This is a genomic window from Pseudoalteromonas sp. C8, assembly GCF_011378685.1.
Classification (GTDB): Bacteria; Pseudomonadota; Gammaproteobacteria; order Enterobacterales; family Alteromonadaceae; genus Pseudoalteromonas; species Pseudoalteromonas arctica.
The window spans coordinates 73,022-91,601 of the sequence record NZ_WTKT01000019.1 but is presented as its reverse complement, the minus strand read 5'-3'; the positions used below and the strand labels follow the sequence as shown (position 1 = coordinate 91,601).

Genomic DNA, 18,580 nt, shown 5'->3' with positions numbered 1-18,580 from the left:
CGCTGAGTATTTGAGCTAAACGCTCAAAAACACAACTAAACTACCATTATTAATAGGTTCATAGAGCTATTTGAGATGAAAGTTGTGGCAACTACTAACGGGTAGAGACACATTTCGATCATCGATGCGGAAAAAACAACCAATAGAGCAAGAGTCGTATTCCTATAATCATTTAAATTAATCAAAAGCTGAGAATTAAATTGATCAGCCTATGTTTAATAATAGTTTTACATATTTTAGGAGGAAGTTTACTTAGGCCGTAATGGTTAACTTTACTCTGAGGTTCTTAGTACCGGTATATTTATAAGAGTACGCACGTTATATCTTTTAATCAGCTCTATAACTAGAAACTTCGTTAGGGATTGCTCTAGTTGTAGCTCAATTCGCGGCGGTATTATTAATAGCTGTAAATCACAATATATAGTAGAAATGATCTTTAACTAGAATCTGATAGGCTATTTTGAATGAATGGTAAATAAAGAGTAATTAGATAGAGCTATTAAAGCAGCTGTCAAAACAACTTATCAATTCAGAATCTATGAGTCATTGCCCATAATAGAAGGTAATTACTGGTTCATATAGTTTGACAAATTTTAGGCAAGAAAAAGCCGAGCATAGGCTCGGCTTTTAGGTTTCTTTAAGACTTACTCTGCAGACTGTGCGTCTTCTTGAACTGCTTCGCTAGTCGCTGGGCGACCAACTAGTTCAATATAAGCCATTGGTGCATTATCACCAGTACGGAAGCCACACTTAAGAATACGAGTGTAACCACCTGGACGATCCGCGTTACGTGGACCGATTTCACTGAATAATTTACCAACAACTTCATTATCACGCGTGCGAGCAAACGCTAAACGGCGATTTGCTACACTGTCAGTCTTAGCCAGTGTGATTAAAGGTTCAATTACACGACGTAACTCTTTCGCTTTAGGCAAAGTAGTTTTGATGATTTCATGTTTCACCAAAGAACCTGCCATATTGCTAAACATCGCTTTACGATGGCTACTGTTACGGTTTAATTGACGACCACTCTTACGATGGCGCATGACCCTATCCTTCTAACTAAACTAATATAGTGATTTAGATTATTCAGCTAAACTTGCAGGTGGCCAATTTTCTAGGCGCATGCCCAGAGAAAGTCCACGTGAAGCTAGCACGTCTTTAATTTCAGTTAGAGACTTCTTACCTAAATTAGGTGTTTTAAGAAGCTCAACTTCAGTGCGCTGAACTAAATCACCGATATATTGAATTTGCTCGGCTTTCAAACAATTTGCTGAGCGTACTGTTAATTCAAGGTCATCAACTGGACGAAGTAGAATAGGATCGAATTCTGGCTTCTCTTCTTTCTCTTCTGGCTCAGTTACATCACGTAAATCTACGAATGCATCTAATTGCTCAGCTAAGATAGTAGACGCACGGCGGATCGCTTCTTCTGGATCTAAAGTGCCGTTTGTTTCCATATCAATGATTAACTTGTCTAAATCTGTACGTTGCTCAACTCGAGCTGATTCAACCGAGTACGCAATACGTTCAACTGGGCTAAATGATGCATCAAGCAACAATCTACCAATTGGACGCTCATCGTCATCAGAGGATAAACGACTAGATGCCGGCACATAACCACGACCACGTTCAACACGAATACGCATGCTGATCTCGCTGTTATTTGTAGTTAAATTACAAATAACGTGATCTGGATTAGCAATTGTTACATCGCCATCGTGCTGAATATCAGCCGCAGTAACAGGGCCTACACCAGATTTAGTCAGGGTCAGAAAAACTTCATCTTTGCCTTCTAACGTTACTGCTAAACCTTTAAGGTTTAATAGTATTTCAATGATGTCTTCTTGAACGCCTTCTTTCGCGCTGTACTCATGTAATACACCGTCGATTTCAACTTCAGTTACTGCACATCCAGGCATAGATGAAAGTAATATACGGCGTAAAGCATTACCCAGAGTATGGCCAAAGCCACGCTCTAATGGTTCTAAAACTATTTTAGAACGCGTTGGGTTGATAGCGTCGATGTCGACTAACCTTGGTTTTAGAAATTCTGTAACAGAACCCTGCATTTTATCCTCTCTTAACTCTTAACTTTACTTAGAGTAAAGTTCGACGATTAGTTGTTCATTAATGTCCGCAGACAGGTCTGAACGCTCAGGTAGACGCTTAAAGCTGCCTTCCAATTTCTTACCGTCAACTTCAACCCAAGTCGGCTTTTCACGTTGCTCAGCCAACTCTAGAGCAGCGATGATACGTGCTTGTGTCTTAGACTTCTCACGGATTACAACAGTATCTTCTGGAGTAATTACGTATGAAGGAATGTTCACAACACGACCATTAACTAAAATCGCTTTATGGCTTACTAACTGACGTGCTTCTGCACGTGTGCTAGCAAAACCCATGCGATATACAACATTGTCTAAACGTTGCTCTAAAAGCTGTAACAAGTTTTCACCTGTATTACCTTTAAGGCGAGCAGCTTCTTTGTAGTAGTTACGGAATTGCTTTTCTAATACACCGTATATACGACGTACTTTTTGCTTTTCACGTAATTGTAAACCGTAATCAGATAAACGACCTTTACGGGCGCCGTGCTGACCAGGTGCAGTCTCAAGTTTACACTTAGAGTCGATAGCTCTTACGCCGCTCTTAAGGAACAGGTCAGTACCTTCACGACGACTCAGCTTGAGCTTAGGGCCCAAATATCTTGCCATGTTATTTCTCCTAACCTATTGTTAAACGCGACGTTTCTTCGGTGGACGACAACCATTATGTGGTATAGGCGTCACGTCAGTAATGTTGGTAATACGGTAACCAGCAGCATTCAAAGCACGTACAGCAGATTCACGACCTGGACCTGGACCTTTGATGAAAACTTCTAGATTTTTTAAACCGTATTCTTGAGCAGCAGTACCTGCACGCTCTGCAGCAACCTGAGCAGCAAATGGTGTAGATTTACGTGAACCACGGAAACCTGAACCACCGGCAGTAGCCCATGATAGTGCATTACCTTGACGGTCGGTAATCGTTACAATAGTGTTGTTGAAAGACGCATGAACATGAGCCATACCATCAGCAACTTGTTTTTTAACCTTTTTACGACGAATTGGTGTCTTAGCCATAATACTATCCCCTTATCGCTTAATAGGCTTACGAGGACCCTTGCGGGTGCGCGCGTTAGTCTTAGTTCTTTGACCACGTAGTGGTAAAGAGCGACGGTGACGTAGGCCACGATAACAACCAAGGTCCATAAGGCGCTTGATATTTAAAGTAACTTCACGACGAAGATCACCTTCAACAGTGTACTTGCCAACTGCATCACGCAGTACGTCAAGAATTTCGTCTGAAAGTTCACCGATTTTTGTGGTTTCGGCGATACCAGTCGCTACTAAGATAGCCTTAGAGCGAGTCTTACCTATGCCATAAATAGCTGTTAAACCAATAACTGCATGTTTATGATCAGGGACGTTAATGCCAGCAATACGGGCCACTAACACATCTCCTATATTCGAATTTGGTAATCATCTGTTTGAAAAGCCCGTAAGGATACTCAAACGAAGACCAAATTACTACTAAAAACACAGGCCGAGAAAACTCAGCCTGCACGCTGTTTACTTAACCTTGCCTTTGCTTATGCTTAGGCTCACTGCAAATTACGCGTACTACACCAGCACGTTTAATAACTTTACAGTTACGGCATATTTTCTTAACGGAAGCACGTACTTTCATTGCTCAACTCCGTAAACTGACCTTATCGACCGTAGCCTTTAAGGTTCGCTTTTTTCAGCACAGAATCATACTGATGAGACATCAGGTGAGTCTGTACTTGTGCCATAAAGTCCATGATCACTACAACGATAATCAAAACTGATGTACCGCCGAAGTAGAATGGCGTTTGCCACGCCATCGTCATGAATTCAGGCACCAGACAGATAAAGGTTATATACAAAGCACCTGCCAATGTCAGGCGTGTCATCACTTTATCAATGTATTTAGATGTCTGCTCACCTGGACGAATACCTGGGATAAATGCGCCAGATTTCTTAAGGTTATCTGCTGTTTCACGTGGGTTAAAAACCAACGCTGTGTAGAAAAAGCAGAAGAAGATAATAGCCGCAGCTAAAACAAGTGAGTACAACGGTTGACCTGGGGTCAACGTAGTAGCAACAGCTTGTAATACATCAGCGACTGGACCTTCACCTTGGCCGAACCAGCTAGCAATTGTACCAGGGAACAGAATTATACTGCTAGCGAAGATTGGTGGAATAACACCCGCCATATTTACTTTTAGTGGTAAATGCGTGCTTTGAGCAGCAAATACTTGACGACCTTGTTGGCGTTTAGCGTAGTTAACAACAATACGACGTTGTCCACGTTCGAAAAACACTACAAGATAAGTAACAGCGAATACGATTACCGCAACCATCAACAGTACAAAAACATTCAAATCACCTTGGCGCGCCATTTCGACTGTCGAACCAATAGCAGACGGCAAGTTAGCTACAATACCAACAAATATTAGAACAGAGATACCGTTACCGATACCGCGCTCTGTTATTTGTTCACCCAACCACATAAGGAACATAGTACCAGTTACTAAACTCACCACTGCGGTGAAATAGAAACCCATACCAGGGTTAACAACTAACCCCTCCATCATGCCCGGTAAGCTAGAAGCAATACCGATTGATTGAATAGTAGCTAGCACAAGCGTGCCATAGCGTGTGTACTGGCTAATTTTTTTACGCCCTTGCTCACCTTCTTTCTTAAGCTCTATAAACGGAGGATACATATGCGTTAATAGTTGCGTAATAATCGAAGCCGAGATATACGGCATAATACCCAGTGCTAACACTGAAGCTCGCTCAAGTGCACCACCACTGAACATGTTGAACATCTCAACAATGGTGCCCTTTTGTTGCTCGAAGAAATCGGCAAGTACAGCGGCGTCAATCCCAGGGATCGGCACAAATGAACCTAGACGGTAAATTATGATAGCACCCAATACGAAGAGTAATCGGCGCTTCAATTCCGAAAGTCCACCTTGTGCACTTTTTGTATCTTGACCTGGTTTAGCCATTAGTACTTCCTTAGTCTTCTACCTTGCCTCCGGCAGCTTCAATAGCTTCGCGAGCACCTTTAGAGGCTTTAAGGCCTTTAACGGTAACAGCGCGTGAAACTTCGCCAGATTTAACAACTTTAACGAAAAGAACGTTCTTTTTAACTAGACCAGCTGCTTGTAACGCGCTTAGGTCTACCACATCGCCTTCTACTTTAGCGATTTCAAAAAGGTTTATTTCTGCAGATACTAAAGATTTGCGAGAAGTAAAACCAAATTTAGGTAGACGACGTTGCATAGGCATTTGACCGCCTTCAAAACCAACGCGTACTTTGCCGCCAGAACGTGATTTTTGACCTTTGTGACCACGGCCGCCAGTCTTACCTAGACCAGAACCGATACCACGACCAACACGTTTTGGAGCAGTTTTTGAACCTGCAGCAGGTGAAAGTGTATTCAAATGCATCGAATTAACCCTCTACCTTAACCATGTAAGAAACCTTGTTTATCATACCACGTACACATGCTGTGTCTTCTAACTCAACAGTGTGGTTGATACGACGTAAACCAAGACCGCGTAATGTAGCTTTATGTTTCGGTAAACGACCGATAGAGCTTTTTACTTGTGTTACTTTTACAGTTTGATTTGCCATGGTTACCCCAGTATTTCGTCTACGCGAAGGCCACGTTTAGCAGCGATTGACTGTGGAGAATTCATATTCTCAAGAGCCGAAATCGTTGCACGTACCACGTTGATCGGGTTAGTAGAACCGTAACATTTAGAAAGTACGTTCTGCACACCAGTAACTTCTAGTACTGCACGCATAGCACCACCTGCAATGATACCAGTACCTTCAGATGCTGGTTTCATGAACACTAGTGAGCCAGCATGACGTCCCTTAACAGGATGCTGTAATGTGTTGCCATTTAGGTCTACGTTGATCATGTTACGACGTGCTTTTTCCATTGCTTTTTGAATAGCAGCTGGAACTTCACGTGCTTTACCATAACCGAAACCTACTTTACCTGCGCCATCACCAACTACAGTTAGTGCAGTAAAGCTAAAGATACGACCACCTTTAACTACTTTAGACACACGGTTCACCGCGATTAGCTTTTCAGCTAGATCAGGCTGTTGTTGCTTTGCTTCTACGTTAGCCATAGTCTACTCCTAGAATTGCAAACCGGCTTCACGCGCAGCATCAGCTAGCGCCTTCACACGGCCGTGATATTTAAAGCCACTGCGATCAAAAGCAATCTTTTCGATGCCTTTGTCAGCCGCACGTTCAGCAACCGCTTTGCCAACTGCTTGCGCAGCTTCAACGTTACCGGTGCCTTTAACTGTTTCGCTAATAGCCTTTTCAACAGTAGAAGCAGCAGCCAGTACATTACCCTCAGCATTTACTACTTGAGCGTATATGTGACGTGGCGTGCGGTGGATAACAAGACGCGTTGTGCCTTGTTCAATATAATTTCTACGAGTGCGTTTAGCACGACGTAGACGAGCTGTTTTTTTATCCATCGTCTTACCTTACTTCTTCTTAGCCTCTTTACGGCGTACATTCTCATCTGAATAACGAACACCCTTACCTTTATAAGGCTCAGGTTTACGGTATGCACGAATGTTAGCAGCTGTTTGACCAACTAACTGCTTATCTACGCCCTTAACTAGAACTTCTGTTTGGCTTGGAGTTTCAATCGTAATTCCTTCAGGAACTGCGAAATTAACTGGGTGTGAGAAGCCAAGAGTTAAATCTAATGTTTTACCCTTAGCTGCAGCACGGTAACCCACGCCTACTAACTGAAGTTTCTTCTCGTAACCTTCATGCGTACCAACAACCATGTTGTTGATTAGAGCGCGAGCAGTACCTGCTTGAGCCCATGCATTAGCTACGCCATCACGAGGTAAAGTAGTAATAACGTTGTCATTAACTTGTACTTCAACAGCGTTGTTGATAGTACGAGTAAGTTCACCGTTTTTGCCTTTAACTGTGATTTCCTGGCCTTTTAATGTAACTTCTACACCGGCAGGAACAGTAATTGGTGCCTTTGCTATGCGAGACATAGTTCCCCTCCGATTAAGCTACAAAACCAATGATTTCACCACCAACACCAGCACTACGTGCTGTGCGGTCTGTCATTAGGCCTTTAGAAGTTGATACGATAGCGATACCAAGACCACCCATTACCTTAGGTAATTGGTCACGTTTCTTATAGATACGTAGACCAGGGCGACTTACACGCTGGATATTTTCAATTACAGCTTTGCCTTCGAAGTACTTCAACTCGATAGAAAGCTCAGGTTTAGTTTCACCGTTAACGGCGAAATCTACGATATAACCTTCGTCTTTTAGTACTTTAGCTAATGCTACTTTCAGCTTTGAAGTTGGCATCGTTACAGATACTTTCTTCGCTGATTGACCGTTACGAATTCGTGTAAACAAATCCGCGATAGGATCTTGCAAGCTCATAGTCTTACTCCCATGATTCTATTACCAGCTAGCCTTTTTAAGGCCAGGAATTTCACCGCGCATAGCTGCTTCGCGAACTTTAATACGGCTCATGCCGAATTTGCGAAGGAAACCATGTGGGCGGCCCGTAATGTTACAACGATTACGTTGACGTGCAGGGCTAGAATCACGAGGTAAAGCTTGTAGCTTAAGTACCGCGTCCCAACGATCATCTTCAGATGTATTAACATCACTGATGATAGCTTTTAGTGCCGCGCGCTTTTCAGCGAACTGAGCAACTAGTTTTGTGCGCTTTGCTTCGCGCGCTTTCATAGAATTCTTTGCCATAACCCTACCCTTATTTCTTAAATGGGAAGTTAAACGCTTCTAACAACGCACGGCCTTCCTCATCAGATTTCGCAGAAGTAGTGATAGTAATATCCATACCGCGTACACGGTCTACTTTATCGTAATCGATTTCTGGGAAGATGATTTGTTCACGTACGCCCATGCTGTAGTTGCCACGTCCATCAAAAGACTTAGCACTTACGCCACGGAAGTCACGAATACGTGGGATAGCGATTGATACCAAACGCTCAAAAAAGTCCCACATACGCTCGCCGCGTAGGGTTACTTTACAACCAATCGGGTAACCTTCACGCACTTTGAAGCCAGCAACAGATTTGCGTGCTTTAGTGATTAGAGGTTTCTGACCAGAGATTGCTGCTAGATCCGCTACTGCGTTATCTAAAATCTTCTTGTCAGCTAGGGCTTCGCCCACGCCCATATTCAATGTGATCTTTTCGATCTGAGGGACTTGCATGACAGAGCTGAAACCAAACTTCTCTTGAAGTTCCGCAACTACTTTGTCTTTATATACTTCATGCAGTTTCGCCATCATTCTACTCCAACTATTAGATAGTTTTACCAGTAGATTTAAAGATACGTAATTTCTTACCATCTTCAATCTTGAAACCTACACGATCAGCTTTACTCGTTTCCGAGTTGAAGATCGCAACGTTTGATGCATCCATAGATGCTTCTTTCTCAACAATGCCGCCAGCTTGGTTCAATTGTGGAACCGGCTTTTGGTGTTTCTTGATCAAGTTTATGCCTTCGACAAAGATTCGACCAGATTCAGTAACAACTGAAAGCACTTTTCCGCGCTTACCTTTGTCTTTACCTGCTAGTACGATTACTTCGTCATCACGACGTATTTTTGCTGCCATGATTGGCTCCTTACAGTACTTCTGGGGCTAGTGAAACGATTTTCATGAACTTATCATTACGAAGTTCGCGAGTCACAGGGCCGAAAATACGTGTACCAATTGGCTGCAAGTTATCATTTAAGATAACAGCCGCGTTGCTGTCAAAACGGATCAAAGAACCATCTGGACGGCGAACACCTTTTCTGGTACGCACAACTACCGCGTTTTTAACATCACCTTTCTTCACTTTACCGCGAGGAATAGCTTCTTTTACAGAAACTTTAATGATGTCGCCAATCGCTGCGTAGCGACGGTGTGAACCACCAAGGACTTTTATACACTGCACTTTGCGAGCGCCGCTGTTATCAGCAACTTCCAGCTGAGTTTGCATTTGGATCATGTTAATGACCTCCGGTGTAGTAATTACAACGTGTCTAAAATTCGTTTAAAAATCAGACATTTCGATTAAATCCCAATCAAAAAACAAACGAGTTGTCTCTTAAGGGCGGGCAATTGTACCAGCATTGAGGGGGTAGTGATAGGTTATTTTTTAATTAATTTAGAGCGTATGGTTATTAAAGTTGAGTAATTACGGCTATGTAGCTATTTTACAGATGGTTACAAAACAAACAAGGCACTATATAAGTGCCTTGTTTGTTTTAACTATAGATGATTAACCGAATAAACCTTTTAATTTATCTTTAATCTTATCCTTTGCTTTGTCTTTGGCTTTTTCTTTTGCCTCATCAACCTTCTGCTTAGCTTCATCTTTAAGCGCATTGCCTACATCAAGCTTTATACCAACATCGTGGAAAGGCCCTTTTATACGTAGTGGTATTTTAAAACCAGTGCTGTCATCAGTGGTCCCCTGTCCTTCGATTGATCCAACTATGCCTGTAACCAAACGGTAATTAACTGTTGTTTGCGGTAAATCAACATCGCCTTCACCTGATATTCTAACGAGTGGGCTAATAAGTGATAAATCAGTATTTTTACCAACACCATTAGTAAAGTTAAAACTTCCCGTTAGTGCAGAGAAATCTGTTTGCTCTGATTCTTCAAACCCGGTATCCAACCCTTCAGACGCAGCACCAAAGTTTCCTGAAATGAGTTCCTTACCTTTACGAACCATCTCAGCTATATTCGCACCTTTTACAGCTCCATCAGCAAACTCAAATCCAAGTTTTCCGTTAAGCGCACCAATAAACGACTTTTGACTTTGGCCAGTTGTGTTTAGGTTCCAATTTAAAGACCCCTTACCCATTAGCTTGTCAAAACCTGCCGCATCAGTTAATAAAGGCTGTGCATCTATACCAGCTAAGTCAAAGTTAGTTGATATTTTATAAGGTACTTGTTGTGCGTTTACATTGATAACGCCTTTACCTGACCCTTCATAAGCAGAAAAGCTATCTAGGCTTAGTTTTGCAATGCTATTTTTTAAAGCAACAGTAAATTGATTTGCGCCCAACTTAATATCGTTAGCTTTTAATCCACTTGAACGAATAACTACATTCGCATCTAGTGAATTTAACGCACTTAGATCAATTTTAGTGTCATCCCATACTATTGGCTCTGCAGGTTTATCATTTTGCTCTACTGGCTCTTCTTGTTTTGCTACTGCTTCAGGTAGGTACGGGTTTAAATCAAGCATACCTAAATCAATATCAGCATTTACAGCTAAACGCTTACCTAGGTTAAGCTCGCTCTTACCTTTTATTTCCAATGCGTCTAACGTCGCAACTAAATCTTCTAAATTAAATTTCTCACCTGCTAGGTGCATTTTACCGTTTACACTAAATGCGTTAAAAGCATTGTCTTTAGCGTTTAACTCTACACCTTGCCATTTCGCAATACTTTTAACTGACTCACCACTTAGTGCTAACTGACCTTTAATATCTTGGCCTTGCTTAGCTATACTCCCTTCGAACGTTAAATCAACTAAACGAGAATCTAAGGTTTGTTTAACATTAAAAGTAGCACCTTCGATTGCTTTAGCAGGAGTATCTAATTTTATATCAAGCTCAAAACGCTCTTGCATATAAGTAATACCCCCTTTTACTTCTAATGTTTTACGAAGTGATGGAAGTAAAATAGCGAGTTCTAAATCACTAATTTGTTGCTTAGTACCTGTTAGACCATCTAGATAAGTAAATGTGCCGCCATAAATAGCAACCTCACCTAACTCAATATCAAAGTTATCTGGAAGCTTTATCGCTTCACCTGATTGGCTTTGCTCTTTAGGTTGCTCTGCAACTGCATCAAACAACTGCCAATTAGCTTTACCATTTTTGTCGGTTTCTAATAGGATATTTGGTTCGTTTATCACAAACTTATCTAATTTAAATTCACCACCAAATAATGAAAACCAAGGTATGTGTACAGCAAGCTGTTTCATACTCGCCATCTCGGCGCGCGAACCTGATTCCATATTTGCAAAATGCACGTCGTTAAGTTCTAACTTTAATGCAGGGAATACGCTAAGTGTTTTATCACCTTTAATAGTAAGAGTGCGCCCAGTTGTTTGTTCTACCTGCTGAGACACTTTATTAAAAATAGTATCAGTAGGGATTAAAAACGGTGCGGCAACAATTAGTGCTATACATAGTAAAAGTATTACACCTACAATTTTAAGTAAGGTTTTCATGATCGTCCTTTCAAACGTGCAAATAATGTTCTTATCATAGCGAGTGTTAGCCTTAAAATCATTGTCGTTCTGATAAAAAAGCTTTTTATTAGATATTACATTCTTATCCTGAATCAGCCCTGAAACATTTTGATACCTTTAGGTTACAAATAAATATTGACCCAATGAAACCTTAAGGTTGCATTGATACCTACAGGTTACATATTGTAAAAATTTTAAAAGGAAATGAGCTATGTCTAATTACGATATTAAAAGTGAAGAAAAATTTATGGGTCAAAATGCATGGTTTTCATTATTCATGGGTATTACTTTATTAATCATTAGTGTTTACTCAATGCTTAATCAAACATCAGCCCCACTATTGTTTTTAGGAACTGCTGCTTTTTTAGGTTCATTCTTTATGTTTGTGATCAGAGGCGGGTTTACATGGAGAATGAAATACCACCTTACATATAAAGATGAATATTTAAATACCATCGACACTATTGCCTATAAACATGTTGTGCTTGGCTTACTTTTTAGTATGGGTGGCGTGTACTTACTCTCCGATACTCTTGCTTTAGAAGTATCTCACAGCATGATGGCTACATTTTACCTTGCTGTAATGAGTTTAATATACGGCGTATCAATTCTTTGGCAAAGCAAAGATTAGGAGCAAAAGTGCAAAATAAAATTGCAAAATACCGCAAAGAAGCAGGCCTTTCGCAACAAGACTTGGCTGATCTAATTGCGGTTTCACGTAAGACTATTAGTACAGTAGAAACGGCACGATTTACCCCTTCGGTAATAATTGCTCTAAAAATAGCAAAGCATTTTAATACCTCAGTTGAAAGTCTCTTTGTACTGGATGAAAATGATTGATACATGTTAAAGCATTAGTCTCATTTTATTAGCAAAAATACCGATTTAGTCACTTCAATTACAACGTATGGAGGACAGCGCTGTTGTTATTAGCGTAATTGCGCTAAAATAGACCAGCAAAAAAATATATATCTAAACCGGAGATTCTACAAGGCATGAAAAAACTGCTAATTTCACCGTCAAAAATGACGCTAGGCGAACAAGAAAATCAAATCTATCAGAACATTCTGAAGCAATCTTCAGAGTTAAGCCTTAACCTTATGGCCGTGAAAGTAGAAAACCACCCTGATGATTTTTTACCTTGGTGTTACGAATTGCTAAGTGCAAGCAGAGATCGTATGAACTACGATTTGCTAGAGCCACAGCAGTTACCAGTACTTAAGAAGCTACACGATCAGCTTATTTCAGCTATCAGCTTTTTACAGGTTAAAACTTTACGTATTGCTCCGTGGCCTGTTGTAAGTGTATTTGTAGAACAACACAAAGACGTTATTGCACTTGATGAACAGCTTCGTTTGGTAGACTACATCAAAAGCATTCGTGAACAGTCTCTTAAAGATATGATTCCTGAAGATTTACTTGCGTTTAGCGGTAAGCACATGGCATCACTTGATCCAAGCACATACAACTTTGACGTTGAATGGTTTGCATCTACAAAGAGTGCAAAGAGCTTCCATCAAATGCTTGGTGATTTACCAGGTGCTTTTGACGATGCACTAGTAAATATTCCACTTGAAGGTGATATTACTCAATACGAATATCAACAATTTGTTGCTGCTTATTCAAAAATATTCACCGACAACAACGAAAAACCAACACTTGCGCCTGCAACACGACTGCTTGCAATGCGTCGCCCTGATTTATTTACTCCGATTACAAATAATCGATTAGATGCATTATGTGGTGCCCTTGGTGTTTCTAAACTTAAAAATAGTGATTTTGAGCGTTACTGGCAAGATATCGTAAAAGGTATTCAAGCTATGTCATGGTATAAAATGGCTAAACCTAGTAACGAGTTAGAAGAACAATTGGTTGCTATTAAAGCATTAATTCCATGTTTCTTTCACTACGCTGATGCTAAAACACCAGATAACTCTAACTACATTAAACTGCTAACCAAGCCTAAACGTACTACAACTACAACAGGTAAAACTCAGCGTAGAGGTAAAGAGTCTGCAGAAATATTAGTAGACCGTGCTCTTGCTGCTGACGATATTCCTGAACACATTCGCAGTAAACGTGATTCAATTGTGAGTGAAGTACAAAAAGGTCGCAGCGTAAACGAAACAATTAGCCTTATGCGCACTATATTCGGTTAAAATCTTCTAATTTAGCCGTACTTTTATGGTGCGGCTAGGTTAATTTATGCACCAGCAATGTGCGCAACATCTTCCTTCATGTTATATCCCCATCCTATTCATAAAATTCAAGCTCATGTTTTTAATAAATAAAAAATAATTTTTAATAAAAAATAATGAAGCTGGCACATACAGTGCAATTATCCCGTTAGTTAAACAATAAAAAGCCGTCAGCCTAAAGGTTCCGAATACATAATAAAAACCTTGGCGAGCAAAAATCATATAACGGGAAATGGACATGCTAAAACTAAAAAAAACCATCGCTATAAGTGCTATAGCATTAATGGGCGCAACATCTTTAACGTCAACAGCCGTACATGCTGAAGTAACAGCAAACGCAGCGGCAACATCAAACTACTTATGGCGTGGTCAAGAGCAAACTGGGGGCGATGCAGCTATTTCAGGCGGTATTGATTACGCCAATGAATCGGGCTTTTATGCAGGTACTTGGGCTTCAAATGCATCGTGGGCAGATGAAATGACCTATGAGCTTGATTTATACGCAGGCTTTGGTGGCGACATTAACGAAAGCGTTAGCTACGATGTTGGCTATATTTATTACGCTTACCCAGATGCCGCTTCTGAGGCTGACGCAGATTTCTCTGAAATTTACGGTAGCATCAGTGTTGAAGGCTTTACATTTGGTGCTTCAGTACTTGCAACATCAGCTGCAAGTGGTGATGGTACAGACTTTGGTGATTCACTTTACCTAACAGCTGATTACGGTTTTGCTGTTGGCAGTAACGGCACTGAAATGGCACTTCACTTAGGCCATTACTCTGGTGACTTTATTGGCGATGATAATATCTTAGATTACGGTGTATCAATTTCGAAAGACGGTTTTACTTTTGGTTTGTCTGATACAGATATGGATGATTCAGATATTAAAGCTTACGTTGCTTATTCTGTAGACTTTAATTTATAAGAAAGAATGTGTTACTTGCTGCAACACGAAGGGCCTTTTGGCCCTTTTCTCGTTTTTGAACAAGCCCCCTCACATCTGTTAACAAACCGTTACAATTGAATAAAAACAATACATACTTTTTCCTTTATTCTATTACTTAGTCACTGGGCATTTATAACTGCCTAGCCATAAAATAGGTATAAAGGAATAATAATGAAATCACCTAACGCGTTTAGCGCCCTACTCGATATTTATATAAATCCTAGTAAAGCTTTCAATGGTGTTGAACACGCCAAAGGTTGGTCATGGTTAGCATTTATATGTATTACCCTTGCTAGTATCGCTAGTGTTTATATTTTTTACTCTAGTGTTGATATGCAGTTTTTGATTAATGAGCAAGTAGCAGCATCAAGTATAGATGCAACAATTGGCGAGCAAAAAGCAATTCGTCAAAGTATAGAGCTAAATGCAGAAAACCAAATTTGGTTTGCTCTGTTTGGCGGCGTAATTGCGCTGGCTATCATGAATGCACTCATGGCACTTTATTATATGCTTGTGGCTAAACAAGATCCTGAATCAGAACATAGCTACGGAGCTTGGTATGGATTCTCTACCTGGACAATGATGCCAGTTGTTATTTCAAGCCTAGGCACAATTGCTCTTGTACTAAGTGCAAGTACAGATCAAATATCTCAACAAGCCGTATTTAGCTACGCATCTATTAACCAATTAATAATAGGACTTGAAATTGGCCATCCTTTTTATAGCTTATTAGAATCAATAAATTTATTTAGCTTTTGGAGCATTGCGCTGGGAATGATCGGCTTAAAATGCTGGACTAATTTTTCAACTAACAAAGCACTCCTATTCTCTGCACTTCCTTCAATCATTATTTTTGGTATTTGGGCAGTCATTGCAGCAATGTAACCACTAGATGGGGGTATGTATTGCCTCCGTATTACTTAATTCACGGATAGATAAAAATGAAAAAAGCAATAATCATCACACTCGCTGTAGGCGCATTTATAGCCCTAATTGTGTCAAAGCAAATCTCTGGCGATGAAAAACAAGCCGAAGTAAATATTGCTCAAGTAGAGCTTGGCGACATTGCTGACTCAATAATGGCTTCAGGTAATTTAGTTTTTAATACACAAGTGCAATTACGCTCTGAAGTGACAGGCCGAGTAGATAAAATATTTGTTCAAGAAGGCCAAGGAGTTAAACAAGGTGACATGTTAATGCGCCTTGATACAACCGCTTTTGAATCTGAAGTTACCCGTAGTAAAGCAATCCTTCGCGCCACAGAAATTGAAATTAAACATAGTAGAACACGCCTTGCTAACCTAGAGCGCCAACTTAAAAGACAAAAAGACTTATATGATGTCGGTTTAGGTAATCAAGAGAGCTACGAGAATATTGAAAGCGCACGCGATCTAGCTAAAATCGATATTGAATCACGAATAGAGTCGTACAACCAAGCACAAGCGTCACTACAAATTGCGCAAGATCGCTTAAGTAAAAGTGTATTTAGAGCGCCAATGAGCGGCTTGCTTGCATCTGTAAATATTAAAGAAGGTGAAACCGTTATAGCCGGTACTACTAATATTATTGGTTCTGATTTGATGTTAGTAGCCGATCCTAGCGCTATTTTAGCCGAGCTGCGTGTTGATGAAACCGACATTGCGAGTATTAAGCTTAACCAAAAAGCGAATATTTATGCGGCCGCATACCCTAATAAACCATTTAGCGGCACAGTAATCAATATTGGTACTTCAGCTAAAAACCAAGCCGGCTCTCAAGGTTTATCATTTAAAGTAAAAGTATTACTCGATACTACTGAGCGCCAGCTATATGCAGGAATGAGTTGTAGAGCAGAGATCGCAACAAGCATTGCCGAAAACGGTTTAAAACTTCCAATAGAAGCAATCCAAAAAGAGGAAGATAAAACATTTGTATGGCGACTAAATATTGACAACACAGTTAGCAAAATTGCCGTAACTGTTGGAATATCATCTGATATAGAGCAAGCAATTACTGACGGCTTAAATGAGGGCGACAAAATAGTTATTGGCCCTGCGCGCCCAGTAAGTCTTCTGACTGAAGGTGATGTGGTAAAACTTAAATCAGATGCAGACAAGGAAGAAGCCTAATGTCTGCGGTAATCAAGCTAGAGCATATTAATAAACAATACAAAATGGGCTCAGAGGTATTTAAGGCACTTGATGATGTAAACGTACATATAATGCAAAACGAATACGTGGCGATTATAGGACCTTCTGGTTCAGGCAAGTCGACCTTAATGAACTTACTAGGCTGTTTAGATACACCCAGCAGTGGCGAATACTACTTAAAAGATAAACTAGTAAAAAGTATGACCGAGACAGAGCTTGCTCATCAGCGTAATGAAAGTGTCGGGTTTATATTTCAAAGCTTTAATTTAATACCACGTGCAACCGCACTAGAAAATGTAATGCAGCCTTTAGTATATCGCTTTATTCCTAGTAAACAACGCAAGCAACAAGCTCTAGAAGCACTAAAGCGGGTAGGTCTCGGTGATAAAGTTAATCATTTATCTAGCCAGCTATCGGGCGGGCAACGTCAACGTGTTGCTATTGCCCGCGCTTTAGTCACAAAACCACATATATTATTAGGAGATGAACCCACAGGTAATCTTGATAGTAAAACGACCCGCGAAATTATGGATTTGTTTGATGAGCTGCATAACGAAGGTCACACTATTATTTTAGTAACACATGAGCAAGAAATTGCCGATCATTGCCAACGCGTAATTCGTTTAGTCGACGGTAAAGTGGTAAGTGATGTAACTAAAGATGAAGGAATCAAGCAGCATGTTTAAATCAGCTCTTGCGATAATGGAAGGCACTAAAGCCGCTTTTTCAGCTATTAAAGCTAATGCAATGCGCAGCGCACTGACCTGTTTGGGCATTATTATTGGTGTTGCCGCCGTAGTTACTGTAGTTGCAGTAATGCAGGGTTTTACAAAGCAAATAAATGATCAATTTGCTGATATGTCGCCAGATGTAACAACAATAAAGCCTTACACCAGTATTGAACTCGAAATGGTTGGTAAAAATGCCAAGCTTACCTACGACGATTTTTTAGCTTTAAAGTCGCGTATAAAAGAAGCTGAAACGCTAACTGCCCTAATGTTTACCTGGCGTTTTTCGGGAGGGGCTGAGTATGGAAATAAAAGCCATTCATCGCGTGTAATTGGTACTGAGCAAGACTATCAAAAAGCGTATCGTACTTACCCTGAACTTGGCCGCTTTATTCGTGCCGAAGATGATGATAAACGTAGAAGAGTCGCATTTATCGGCCCTTCAATCATAGAAAAGCTAAACCTTCCTGAAAACCCAGTAGGTGAATATATAAAACTAGGTGGTGAATGGTTTAGGATTATTGGTGTTGCTGAAAAACAAGGTAGCTTATTTGGCTTTGACCAAGACGATTACATTAATATTCCAATTAGTACTATGAGTGCTTTAGAAGGCGGAAGTACACAAACTAATGTGCAAATTATGTTTAGGTTAAATGAAGGTACTAACGAAGAACAAGTGCTTGCAAAAATAACCCGTGTATTACGCCAACTACATAAACTAAAAGAGAAAGATGAAAACGACTTTGAATTTGAAACCGCTGAAAAATCTCGTGCCCAAATAGATAAATTTACCAGCAGTGCTACCGCTATTACTGCAGGTATTGTTGGCATTAGCTTACTCGTTGGCGGTATTGGTGTTATGAATATAATGCTCGTGTCGGTAACTGAACGCACACGCGTTATTGGTACATTAAAAGCACTAGGCGCAACGCCTGGCTTTATTATGCTGCAGTTTTTAGTTGAAGCCGTTGTGCTTTCACTCTTTGGTGGCTTAATAGGACTCATTATAGGGTATGGCGCCGCAGGGCTAATTTCATTCTTAGTCCCGAGTATGCCTGATGCATATATACCAGCATGGGCTGTAATACTATCGTTCGGATTTACATCAATGATTGGAATTATATTTGGTTTAGCCCCCGCAATTAAAGCAGCAAGACTAAACCCTATAGATGCACTACGTTACGAGTGATAGTG

The 18,580-nt window shown here is 40.4% G+C and carries 26 protein-coding genes; 8 read left to right on the top strand and 18 right to left on the bottom strand.

Annotation, left to right across the window (positions count from 1 at the left end; genetic code table 11):
- Positions 1-644: 644 nt before the first annotated feature.
- From rplQ to GQR39_RS16610, 18 genes are all read right to left on the bottom strand, one after another.
- The gene (gene rplQ / locus GQR39_RS16695; protein ID WP_002959450.1) at positions 645-1,046 is read right to left on the bottom strand and encodes a 50S ribosomal protein L17; all 402 of its coding nucleotides are present in this window, start codon (positions 1,044-1,046) and stop codon (positions 645-647) included.
- A gap of 39 nt (positions 1,047-1,085) precedes the next feature.
- Positions 1,086-2,072, bottom strand: a complete 987-nt coding sequence (gene rpoA / locus GQR39_RS16690) for a DNA-directed RNA polymerase subunit alpha (RefSeq protein WP_002959452.1) — start codon at positions 2,070-2,072, stop codon at positions 1,086-1,088.
- 24 nt (positions 2,073-2,096) lie between these two features.
- Positions 2,097-2,717 carry a 30S ribosomal protein S4 gene (gene rpsD, locus GQR39_RS16685; RefSeq protein ID WP_002959461.1) on the bottom strand — a complete coding sequence of 207 codons (621 nt, stop codon included), beginning with the start codon at positions 2,715-2,717 and terminating at the stop codon, positions 2,097-2,099.
- A 21-nt stretch (positions 2,718-2,738) separates the two neighbouring features.
- Entirely contained in the window at positions 2,739-3,125 is a 387-nt protein-coding gene (rpsK, locus tag GQR39_RS16680) for a 30S ribosomal protein S11 (RefSeq protein WP_002959471.1), read from the bottom strand.
- A 12-nt stretch (positions 3,126-3,137) separates the two neighbouring features.
- On the bottom strand, positions 3,138-3,494 hold the full coding sequence (gene rpsM / locus GQR39_RS16675; protein WP_007584664.1) for a 30S ribosomal protein S13: 357 nt from the start codon (positions 3,492-3,494) through the stop codon (positions 3,138-3,140).
- 124 nt (positions 3,495-3,618) lie between these two features.
- Positions 3,619-3,732: a 50S ribosomal protein L36 gene (rpmJ, locus tag GQR39_RS16670; protein ID WP_002959476.1), complete on the bottom strand. Its 114-nt coding sequence runs from the start codon at positions 3,730-3,732 to the stop codon at positions 3,619-3,621.
- Positions 3,733-3,754: 22 nt separating this feature from the next.
- Positions 3,755-5,083: a preprotein translocase subunit SecY gene (secY, locus tag GQR39_RS16665; RefSeq protein WP_007584663.1), complete on the bottom strand. Its 1,329-nt coding sequence runs from the start codon at positions 5,081-5,083 to the stop codon at positions 3,755-3,757.
- 10 nt (positions 5,084-5,093) lie between these two features.
- Positions 5,094-5,528 carry a 50S ribosomal protein L15 gene (gene rplO / locus GQR39_RS16660; protein WP_002959480.1) on the bottom strand — a complete coding sequence of 145 codons (435 nt, stop codon included), beginning with the start codon at positions 5,526-5,528 and terminating at the stop codon, positions 5,094-5,096.
- A 4-nt stretch (positions 5,529-5,532) separates the two neighbouring features.
- Positions 5,533-5,715, bottom strand: a complete 183-nt coding sequence (rpmD, locus tag GQR39_RS16655) for a 50S ribosomal protein L30 (RefSeq protein WP_002959482.1) — start codon at positions 5,713-5,715, stop codon at positions 5,533-5,535.
- Between the two features lie 2 nt (positions 5,716-5,717).
- A complete protein-coding gene (gene rpsE, locus GQR39_RS16650; RefSeq protein WP_002959485.1) occupies positions 5,718-6,224 on the bottom strand; it encodes a 30S ribosomal protein S5 in 507 nt (168 codons plus the stop codon).
- Positions 6,225-6,233: 9 nt separating this feature from the next.
- Positions 6,234-6,584, bottom strand: coding sequence for a 50S ribosomal protein L18 (gene rplR, locus GQR39_RS16645; RefSeq protein WP_002959486.1), 351 nt, complete (start codon positions 6,582-6,584; stop codon positions 6,234-6,236).
- Between the two features lie 9 nt (positions 6,585-6,593).
- Entirely contained in the window at positions 6,594-7,127 is a 534-nt protein-coding gene (gene rplF, locus GQR39_RS16640; RefSeq protein ID WP_002959488.1) for a 50S ribosomal protein L6, read from the bottom strand.
- Between the two features lie 13 nt (positions 7,128-7,140).
- Positions 7,141-7,533, bottom strand: coding sequence for a 30S ribosomal protein S8 (rpsH, locus tag GQR39_RS16635; protein WP_007584660.1), 393 nt, complete (start codon positions 7,531-7,533; stop codon positions 7,141-7,143).
- A gap of 21 nt (positions 7,534-7,554) precedes the next feature.
- Positions 7,555-7,860 (bottom strand): 30S ribosomal protein S14, encoded by a 306-nt coding sequence (gene rpsN, locus GQR39_RS16630; RefSeq protein ID WP_010554914.1) that lies wholly within the window; start codon positions 7,858-7,860, stop codon positions 7,555-7,557.
- Positions 7,861-7,870: 10 nt separating this feature from the next.
- Positions 7,871-8,410, bottom strand: a complete 540-nt coding sequence (rplE, locus tag GQR39_RS16625) for a 50S ribosomal protein L5 (protein WP_010554915.1) — start codon at positions 8,408-8,410, stop codon at positions 7,871-7,873.
- 16 nt (positions 8,411-8,426) lie between these two features.
- Positions 8,427-8,741, bottom strand: a complete 315-nt coding sequence (gene rplX / locus GQR39_RS16620) for a 50S ribosomal protein L24 (protein WP_002959496.1) — start codon at positions 8,739-8,741, stop codon at positions 8,427-8,429.
- 10 nt (positions 8,742-8,751) lie between these two features.
- Entirely contained in the window at positions 8,752-9,120 is a 369-nt protein-coding gene (rplN, locus tag GQR39_RS16615; protein ID WP_002959498.1) for a 50S ribosomal protein L14, read from the bottom strand.
- Positions 9,121-9,393: 273 nt separating this feature from the next.
- Positions 9,394-11,364: an AsmA family protein gene (locus GQR39_RS16610; protein ID WP_165736167.1), complete on the bottom strand. Its 1,971-nt coding sequence runs from the start codon at positions 11,362-11,364 to the stop codon at positions 9,394-9,396.
- Positions 11,365-11,596: 232 nt separating this feature from the next.
- Here GQR39_RS16610 and GQR39_RS16605 point away from each other — a divergent pair, with 232 nt between their 5' ends.
- The 8 genes from GQR39_RS16605 (at position 11,597) to GQR39_RS16570 (ending at position 18,575) form a co-directional block, all read left to right on the top strand.
- Entirely contained in the window at positions 11,597-12,016 is a 420-nt protein-coding gene (locus tag GQR39_RS16605) for a hypothetical protein (protein ID WP_165736166.1), read from the top strand.
- Positions 12,017-12,024: 8 nt separating this feature from the next.
- Positions 12,025-12,225: a helix-turn-helix transcriptional regulator gene (locus GQR39_RS16600; RefSeq protein ID WP_165726925.1), complete on the top strand. Its 201-nt coding sequence runs from the start codon at positions 12,025-12,027 to the stop codon at positions 12,223-12,225.
- Positions 12,226-12,380: 155 nt separating this feature from the next.
- Positions 12,381-13,544 (top strand): hypothetical protein, encoded by a 1,164-nt coding sequence (locus GQR39_RS16595; RefSeq protein ID WP_024591362.1) that lies wholly within the window; start codon positions 12,381-12,383, stop codon positions 13,542-13,544.
- Between the two features lie 277 nt (positions 13,545-13,821).
- A complete protein-coding gene (locus GQR39_RS16590) occupies positions 13,822-14,508 on the top strand; it encodes a TorF family putative porin (protein ID WP_024591363.1) in 687 nt (228 codons plus the stop codon).
- A 192-nt stretch (positions 14,509-14,700) separates the two neighbouring features.
- Positions 14,701-15,414, top strand: a complete 714-nt coding sequence (locus tag GQR39_RS16585) for a YIP1 family protein (RefSeq protein ID WP_024594265.1) — start codon at positions 14,701-14,703, stop codon at positions 15,412-15,414.
- Between the two features lie 56 nt (positions 15,415-15,470).
- On the top strand, positions 15,471-16,637 hold the full coding sequence (locus tag GQR39_RS16580) for an efflux RND transporter periplasmic adaptor subunit (protein WP_165736165.1): 1,167 nt from the start codon (positions 15,471-15,473) through the stop codon (positions 16,635-16,637).
- Positions 16,637-17,344 carry an ABC transporter ATP-binding protein gene (locus tag GQR39_RS16575; RefSeq protein WP_024594267.1) on the top strand — a complete coding sequence of 236 codons (708 nt, stop codon included), beginning with the start codon at positions 16,637-16,639 and terminating at the stop codon, positions 17,342-17,344. The genes GQR39_RS16580 and GQR39_RS16575 overlap by 1 nt, the downstream gene beginning before the upstream one ends.
- On the top strand, positions 17,337-18,575 hold the full coding sequence (locus tag GQR39_RS16570) for an ABC transporter permease (protein ID WP_076925846.1): 1,239 nt from the start codon (positions 17,337-17,339) through the stop codon (positions 18,573-18,575). Before GQR39_RS16575 ends, GQR39_RS16570 begins: the two co-directional genes overlap by 8 nt.
- Positions 18,576-18,580: the final 5 nt, after the last annotated feature.

Bases quoted from the DNA above. Each gene is read 5' to 3' on its own strand.
- rplQ (WP_002959450.1), bottom strand. From the start codon at position 1,046: ATGCGCCATCGTAAGAGTGGTCGTCAATTAAACCGTAACAGTAGCCAT.
- rpoA (WP_002959452.1), bottom strand. From the start codon at position 2,072: ATGCAGGGTTCTGTTACAGAATTTCTAAAACCAAGGTTAGTCGACATC.
- rpsD (WP_002959461.1), bottom strand. From the start codon at position 2,717: ATGGCAAGATATTTGGGCCCTAAGCTCAAGCTGAGTCGTCGTGAAGGT.
- rpsK (WP_002959471.1), bottom strand. From the start codon at position 3,125: ATGGCTAAGACACCAATTCGTCGTAAAAAGGTTAAAAAACAAGTTGCT.
- rpmJ (WP_002959476.1), bottom strand. From the start codon at position 3,732: ATGAAAGTACGTGCTTCCGTTAAGAAAATATGCCGTAACTGTAAAGTT.
- secY (WP_007584663.1), bottom strand. From the start codon at position 5,083: ATGGCTAAACCAGGTCAAGATACAAAAAGTGCACAAGGTGGACTTTCG.
- rplO (WP_002959480.1), bottom strand. From the start codon at position 5,528: ATGCATTTGAATACACTTTCACCTGCTGCAGGTTCAAAAACTGCTCCA.
- rpmD (WP_002959482.1), bottom strand. From the start codon at position 5,715: ATGGCAAATCAAACTGTAAAAGTAACACAAGTAAAAAGCTCTATCGGT.
- rpsE (WP_002959485.1), bottom strand. From the start codon at position 6,224: ATGGCTAACGTAGAAGCAAAGCAACAACAGCCTGATCTAGCTGAAAAG.
- rplR (WP_002959486.1), bottom strand. From the start codon at position 6,584: ATGGATAAAAAAACAGCTCGTCTACGTCGTGCTAAACGCACTCGTAGA.
- rplF (WP_002959488.1), bottom strand. From the start codon at position 7,127: ATGTCTCGCATAGCAAAGGCACCAATTACTGTTCCTGCCGGTGTAGAA.
- rpsH (WP_007584660.1), bottom strand. From the start codon at position 7,533: ATGAGCTTGCAAGATCCTATCGCGGATTTGTTTACACGAATTCGTAAC.
- rpsN (WP_010554914.1), bottom strand. From the start codon at position 7,860: ATGGCAAAGAATTCTATGAAAGCGCGCGAAGCAAAGCGCACAAAACTA.
- rplE (WP_010554915.1), bottom strand. From the start codon at position 8,410: ATGGCGAAACTGCATGAAGTATATAAAGACAAAGTAGTTGCGGAACTT.
- rplX (WP_002959496.1), bottom strand. From the start codon at position 8,741: ATGGCAGCAAAAATACGTCGTGATGACGAAGTAATCGTACTAGCAGGT.
- rplN (WP_002959498.1), bottom strand. From the start codon at position 9,120: ATGATCCAAATGCAAACTCAGCTGGAAGTTGCTGATAACAGCGGCGCT.
- GQR39_RS16610 (WP_165736167.1), bottom strand. From the start codon at position 11,364: ATGAAAACCTTACTTAAAATTGTAGGTGTAATACTTTTACTATGTATA.
- GQR39_RS16605 (WP_165736166.1), top strand. From the start codon at position 11,597: ATGTCTAATTACGATATTAAAAGTGAAGAAAAATTTATGGGTCAAAAT.
- GQR39_RS16595 (WP_024591362.1), top strand. From the start codon at position 12,381: ATGAAAAAACTGCTAATTTCACCGTCAAAAATGACGCTAGGCGAACAA.
- GQR39_RS16590 (WP_024591363.1), top strand. From the start codon at position 13,822: ATGCTAAAACTAAAAAAAACCATCGCTATAAGTGCTATAGCATTAATG.
- GQR39_RS16585 (WP_024594265.1), top strand. From the start codon at position 14,701: ATGAAATCACCTAACGCGTTTAGCGCCCTACTCGATATTTATATAAAT.
- GQR39_RS16580 (WP_165736165.1), top strand. From the start codon at position 15,471: ATGAAAAAAGCAATAATCATCACACTCGCTGTAGGCGCATTTATAGCC.
- GQR39_RS16575 (WP_024594267.1), top strand. From the start codon at position 16,637: ATGTCTGCGGTAATCAAGCTAGAGCATATTAATAAACAATACAAAATG.
- GQR39_RS16570 (WP_076925846.1), top strand. From the start codon at position 17,337: ATGTTTAAATCAGCTCTTGCGATAATGGAAGGCACTAAAGCCGCTTTT.